The sequence below is a fragment of the Mycoplana sp. MJR14 genome, from assembly GCF_029210525.1.
GTDB lineage: Bacteria > Pseudomonadota > Alphaproteobacteria > Rhizobiales > Rhizobiaceae > Mycoplana.
This window is the reverse complement of the sequence record NZ_JARGEO010000040.1, coordinates 1-229: the sequence shown is the minus strand read 5'-3', so window position 1 is coordinate 229 and position 229 is coordinate 1. Positions and strand designations below refer to the sequence as shown.

The 229-nt window shown below is 65.5% G+C and carries 1 pseudogene; it reads right to left on the bottom strand.

The features are described 5' to 3' along the window. Positions 1–229, bottom strand: a pseudogene (locus P0086_RS25240) (right-handed parallel beta-helix repeat-containing protein); the annotation flags it as partial.

Genomic DNA, 229 nt, shown 5'->3' with positions numbered 1-229 from the left:
CCCGCCGCTGGCGCGGCCGTCGACATAGACCGGATAGCCGGAATCGCCGAGCAGCAGGTTGCCGGTGACCTTGACGTTGGCGATCGGGCCGAAGTCGTTCTTGATGAAGACGTCGGAGGTGTCGCGGCCGACGATGGTGTTGCCTTCGATCAGCACGCCGTTCTGGCCACCCTGCACCGAGATGCCGTCATAGTGCGGGTCGGAACCGGCCGCCTGAAGGTCGTGGACA